The sequence below is a fragment of the Rhodococcus sp. (in: high G+C Gram-positive bacteria) genome (genome assembly GCF_049286785.1).
In the GTDB taxonomy this organism is placed as follows: Bacteria; Actinomycetota; Actinomycetes; order Mycobacteriales; family Mycobacteriaceae; genus Rhodococcus_F.
This window is the reverse complement of the sequence record NZ_JBAQEO010000335.1, coordinates 1-5,473: the sequence shown is the minus strand read 5'-3', so window position 1 is coordinate 5,473 and position 5,473 is coordinate 1. Positions and strand designations below refer to the sequence as shown.

Below are 5,473 nucleotides of genomic sequence, written 5' to 3'. Positions count from 1 at the left end.
ACCTGCGACGCCGGCTGCCCACCCTGAGACCGCCGAGGCGGCCGGGGTGGCAGCAGTGGGTTGGGGACGTCGCCGGTCACCCGCACGACTTTACTGGTCCGGCTCGATCACGGAATCCAGCCGACTTTCCCGCGCAGCGCCGCGTAGCCCACGAATGCCACCGAATCGATTGTCGCGTGTGCGACGACGAGGGGCCACAATCGGCCGGTTTTCTGCCAGTAGCGGCCGAACACGAGCCCCATCACCAGGTTGCCCAGACCGCCGCCGAAGCCCTGGTAGAGGTGGTAGCTGCCGCGCAGCACCGCGGATGCGAGCAGGGACGAGTTCTCAGCCCAGCCCAACTGTCGCAGTCGGGTGACGAGGTAGGCGATGACGAGGATCTCCTCGGCTCCCGAGTTCGCGATCGCCCACAGGATCAGAGCCGGGAGACGCCACCAGTGGTCGTCGATCGTGCTCGGGACGACGGTGAGGTTGGCTCCCATGGCACGAGCCACCAGATAGAAGCCGAGCCCCGGGAGACCGATCAGTGCCGCGAGCCCGACACCGTGCGTCGCGTCGGGGCGCCAGTGGAACCGGCCGAGCCCCACGCTGCGGGGGCCGAGGCCGCTGCGCCACAGGAGATACAGCCCCAGCGCACCCCACGCCAGGAGTCTCGCGACGCCGAGTAGCTGCCGCGCAAGGTCGATGAACTGGTTTTCCGCGCGTGAGACGTTGAGGGCAACCGACTGGTCGGCCAGGTCGCCCGGGGTCAGCAGGGATTCGGACAGCGACAGCAGCCCCGAGAGTCCGCTCGCGCCGAAGGTGACGAGCAGGACGATCGTGATCTCGATCCGGATGGCCCGGCGCTCGCGATCGGTGGGCGAGGGCGTCGACGGTTCAGGGGTGGCCGGCCGCAGCCAGGATTCGAGCGTTGCACGCGAGATCACGCCGAAAACGCTAGTGCGTGCCGTCCCGTCCTGCTGCGAGGCATCGGAATCAGCACCCGCGTGCGCGAAGTCCGTTCACGAAAGGGCATCCCACCAGCAGCCGGATCGCCCGGCTGAGCGCGGTGGCGTCGTCCACCGGTGCGCCGAAGGGCATCCACACGTCACGATCGCCGCCCTCGTCCTCGACGCGGAGCCGCAGACCGTAGCGGTCGAGTCCGAGTGGGCGGACGTGTCCCCGTCGCATGTGCAGCGGCAGCTTGCGGGACAGCAGGTCGAGCAGTTCGCGATGTTCGCTGTCGAGATGCTGCAACCACGCGGTCTCCATTTCCCAGAACGGGTCGGGCCGGGCGGTGAGCAAGTCGTCGAGCTCGACGGGCTCCGCGCCGCGCGCATCCGCGGCCACGGCCGATTCCAGCCGCAGCTGCAGGAGGGTCGCATCGTGCCCGACGTCGAGGAGTCCGGCGTGGGGGTACTCGGCCGCCACCTCGTCGGCCAGTTGACGGGTGTGGTCTTCGCAGAGGGAATGGAGCGTGCCGCGCAACCACACGAGCGAACGCACGGGCTCGCGGAGGGCGAGCGGTGAGTGGTCCGTCACTTCCAATACCGCGGGTAGACCGCCGCCGCCCGCGAGCCAGGAGAGCGTAGCGGCGGCGGATTCGCTGGGCACGGTGATGGCAACGTCGCCGGTGGAGCGCAGGTGGTGCACCACGGTCGGAGTGGGCGTTGTGCCTTCGATGGCGAGGACGGCCCGCTGGGCCCGCGCGCACGAGCTACGTACACGCTCGGCGGTGGACGGTCCGGTAGTCGTGGCGGGCATGGAGTCTCCTTCGGTTCAGCTACTGAGGTAAACCTAACCTAATGTGATGGATGGCGCACGACAAGAGGTTCGTGGAATTCGCGCAAGACCCCGGCGATTACGGTGGAGGGGTGGCAATACCCCTGACGCTCGGTGTCCCCCGCTCGCGCGGACCACGATCGCTCCTCGCCGATCTGCTCTGTGCAACCCAGGAAGTTGCAGCTACTCACATCGTCGCGTCGGCAACCACGGACAGTGCCACGCCAGGGCCGCGAGTGATCTCGGCATCCACGCTGCTCGAGAACCCCGGCACCGACCTGGGGCGGATCATCGTGGCTCTCGACGTCGATCCTGTCGAACTGCGCACCCGTGAGCAGGCGTCGTACGAAGCGGTCCGCTTTCACCTCGACTGCACATCGTCCGACCTGGGCGATGCGCTGGCACTTCGGTTGCCTTCGCCGTTGGCGGTGTTCGTGGCCGGGGACGACGAGAACGTCGTGCTGGCGGAGACCGCGCAGCAGCTCACCGCCGCAGGCCGCATTCCGGGCCTGGACACGGGGTATTCCGTCGGTGAGGTGGCCGACTTCCTGGCCGTGCTCGCGCACGCGGACACCGGATACGTTGCCCGCGCCAGGGACGGCGCGGAGATCCTGGCGCTGCTCGCCGGCACGGTGGCAGCCCTCCGGGGCGACGACGTGCGGGCCGCCATCACGCACCCCGAACCTGCGAAGCTCACGGCTCTGATTCCGGAGGCGGCCGAAGCGATGCGCGAGGTAATTCTCGGCATCGAGATCGCCGACCCCGAGGAGGCCTCACGTGAACTCGCCGCCGCGGGCCTGCGGTAAACATTCACCGATAATGTGCCGGATCGTCAAACGGTGATGCGTAATCTCGTAGGCGTGCCAAAGATCGCGTACTTCGGACCCTCGGGAACCTTCACCGAGATGGCGCTCGACCAGCTCGAGACGTCAGGAATCTTCGACGGCCCCGTGGACAGGGTGGCGGCGACGAGCCCACCCGCCACCCTGCAGATGGTGCGCGACGGCCTCGTCGACGGTGCGGTCGTTCCCATCGAGAGTTCGGTGGAGGGAGCGGTGGTTCCCACCCTCGACTCCCTCGCGCTGGGCGAGCGGTTGCAGATCGTGGCCGAGACGGAATTGGACATCGCCTTCACGATTCTGGGACGGCCGGGAATCGAGCGGCTCGATCAGGTGCGCAGCGTGCGGGCATATCCCGTCGCCGTCGGCCAGGTGCGGGTGTGGCTCGAGGAACACTGCCCCGGTGCCGAAATCCAGACCGCGTCGTCGAACGCGGGGGCGGCCGAAGACGTCGCTGCCGGCATTGCCGACGCCGCGGTATCCACTGCGCTGGCCGGACGACGCCTCGGGCTCCGCACGCTCGCGGACGGGGTCGCGGACGTGTCGGGCGCACGGACCAGATTCGTCCTCGTCACCGCGCCGGTCCCCGTCCCCGCCCGCACCGGCGGCGACCGAAGCTCCGCCGTGCTCCAGCCCCCCAACGTGCCAGGATCCCTCGTGAGTGTTCTCTCCGAATTCGCCACACGCGGGATCGACCTGATCAGGATCGAATCACGACCCGTGCGCACCGATCCCGGGTCCTACCGGTTCTTCGTCGACTGCATCGGGCATATCGACGACCCGCTCGTGGCCGAGGCATTCCGGGCTCTGCACCGCAAGTCGACGGTGCGGTTCCTGGGGTCGTGGCCCGCCGCCAACCCCAGCGGTCCGCCGCCGCCCTCCGACAGCGAGGCGGCGGACTGGATCGAAAGAATCCGTCAGGGAGATCGAGAATCGTGAGTGGCAAGCTGATCCTGGTCCGGCACGGGCAGACCGAGGCCAACGTCGAGCGCAGGCTCGATACCCGACTGCCCGGTGCGCGCCTGACGGCGGAAGGTCTCACGCAGGCAGAGGCACTCGGCACCGAAATCGCGGCGAAAGTGGCGACGGCCGCACTCGTGTCTTCGATGGCGCTTCGCGCCCGGCAGACGGCGCGTTTCGTCGAACTGTCGTCGGGCATCGCCGTCCAGGTGCGGGAAGGGCTGCACGAGGCGCAGGCAGGGGACCTCGAAGACCGCAGCGACGAGGAGTCGCACAAGCTGTTCATGAAGACGTTCCACTTGTGGCACACCGGCGAACTCGGCGCGCGGGTGCCCGGCGGCGAATCCGCCCACGACATTCTGGAACGGTATGTGCCGGTGGTCGATTCGCTCCGCGAGGAGTACCTCGAGGACCCCGACGAGACGGGTGACGTGGTGCTGGTCAGTCACGGTGCCGCCATCCGGCTCGTGGCATCGCAGCTGGCCGAGGTTCCCGGGCTCTTCGCGGCGAACAATCATCTGGCAAACACGCAGTCGGTGGAATTGGCACCCCGTCCGGGCGGGGGCTGGGAGTGTCTCCGGTGGGGAACCGTCACACCCCCGTTCGAGCACCGCGTGATCCCCGGCGCAGACGACCCGATGGGTTGATTCCGCCGCCCGCCGGCGCGACGATGGAGGGAAACCTCCCCGAGGAGTGACGGCGGTGGAATGGTTCGTTGCCGATGACTATTCGCTGGCGCGGCTGCTCGTCAAGGAGGGGCTTGCCGCGATATACCTCGTCGCGTTCGTGGTTGCGGCCAACCAGTTCAGGCCGCTCGTCGGGAGCAAGGGAATGCTTCCGATCCCGGAATTCCTCCGTAGCAGTTCCTTCGCGAGTGCACCGAGCCTCTTTCATTTCCACTACTCGGACAGGTTCTTCGCAGTGGTGGCCTGGACCGGCGCAGCCCTGTCCGGTGCCACCCTCCTGGGGCTGACGGAGGTACTCCCGCTCGCCGCCTGCATGCTCGTGTGGTTCGTACTGTGGGCGCTGTACCTGTCGATCGTCAACGTGTCGGGTCTCTGGTACTCCTTCGGGTGGGAGTCGCTGCTTCTGGAGGCAGGATTTCTCGCCATCTTTCTCGGCAACTCGTCGGTGGGGCCTCCCCTCCTGGTGCTGCTCATGATGCGGTGGCTGTTGTTCCGGATCGAGTTCGGCGCCGGGCTGATCAAGATGCGCGGCGACCGCTGCTGGCGGAACCTGACGTGCCTGTACTACCACCACGAGACCCAGCCGATGCCGGGGCCGTTCAGTTGGTACTTCCATCGGTTGCCCACACCGCTCCACCGCATCGAGGTGCTGGGTAACCACTTCGCGCAGTTGATCGTCCCGTTCGGGCTGTTCGCGCCGCAACCGGTGGCGGCCGTGGCCGCAACGATCATGATCGTCACCCAACTGTGGCTGGTGGCCAGTGGAAACTTCTCGTGGCTGAACTGGACGACGATCGTGCTGGCGCTCGCGGCCATCCCGGACAGCGTGATCAGACGAGTGTTCCGGGTCGACGTCCCCGCTTCGAGTGGCGCGACGCCGCCGGTCTTCGTCGGTGCTGTCATCGCACTTGCGGCCGCCGTGGCGGTGCTGAGTTACTGGCCGATACGCAACCTGATCTCGCACCGGCAACGGATGAACGCGTCGTTCAACAAATGGCACCTGGTGAACAGCTACGGCGCTTTCGGCAGTGTCACCAAGACCCGGTACGAGGTGATCGTGGAGGGCACCGCCGACGAGTATCCCCATGCCGATTCCGAATGGAAGGAGTACGGATTCAAGGGAAAGCCCGGGGACGTCACTCGACGGCCACGACAATTCGCGCCGTATCACCTGCGGCTCGATTGGCTGATGTGGTTCGTGGCGATCTCGCCCGGTTATGCCGTCTC

The 5,473-nt window shown here is 67.3% G+C and carries 6 protein-coding genes; 4 read left to right on the top strand and 2 right to left on the bottom strand.

All coding sequences use genetic code 11. The features are described 5' to 3' along the window. Positions 1–107: 107 nt before the first annotated feature. Both WAW17_RS12635 and WAW17_RS12630 read right to left on the bottom strand, forming a co-directional pair. The gene (locus tag WAW17_RS12635) at positions 108–926 is read right to left on the bottom strand and encodes a CPBP family intramembrane glutamic endopeptidase (protein WP_422333315.1); all 819 of its coding nucleotides are present in this window, start codon (positions 924–926) and stop codon (positions 108–110) included. 49 nt (positions 927–975) lie between these two features. Beyond that, complete coding sequence (locus tag WAW17_RS12630; RefSeq protein ID WP_422333314.1) at positions 976–1,743, bottom strand: DUF2470 domain-containing protein; 768 nt, start codon at positions 1,741–1,743, stop codon at positions 976–978. A 110-nt stretch (positions 1,744–1,853) separates the two neighbouring features. Here WAW17_RS12630 and WAW17_RS12625 point away from each other — a divergent pair, with 110 nt between their 5' ends. From WAW17_RS12625 to WAW17_RS12610, 4 genes are all read left to right on the top strand, one after another. Further along, entirely contained in the window at positions 1,854–2,567 is a 714-nt protein-coding gene (locus WAW17_RS12625; RefSeq protein WP_422333313.1) for a hypothetical protein, read from the top strand. Between the two features lie 36 nt (positions 2,568–2,603). Continuing rightward, a complete protein-coding gene (gene pheA, locus WAW17_RS12620) occupies positions 2,604–3,539 on the top strand; it encodes a prephenate dehydratase (RefSeq protein WP_422333316.1) in 936 nt (311 codons plus the stop codon). Further along, the gene (locus tag WAW17_RS12615; protein WP_422333312.1) at positions 3,536–4,207 is read left to right on the top strand and encodes a histidine phosphatase family protein; all 672 of its coding nucleotides are present in this window, start codon (positions 3,536–3,538) and stop codon (positions 4,205–4,207) included. The genes pheA and WAW17_RS12615 overlap by 4 nt, the downstream gene beginning before the upstream one ends. Positions 4,208–4,262: 55 nt before the next feature. Next, the coding region (locus WAW17_RS12610; RefSeq protein WP_422333311.1) for a lipase maturation factor family protein at positions 4,263–5,473 on the top strand (1,211 nt) is incomplete at its 3' end.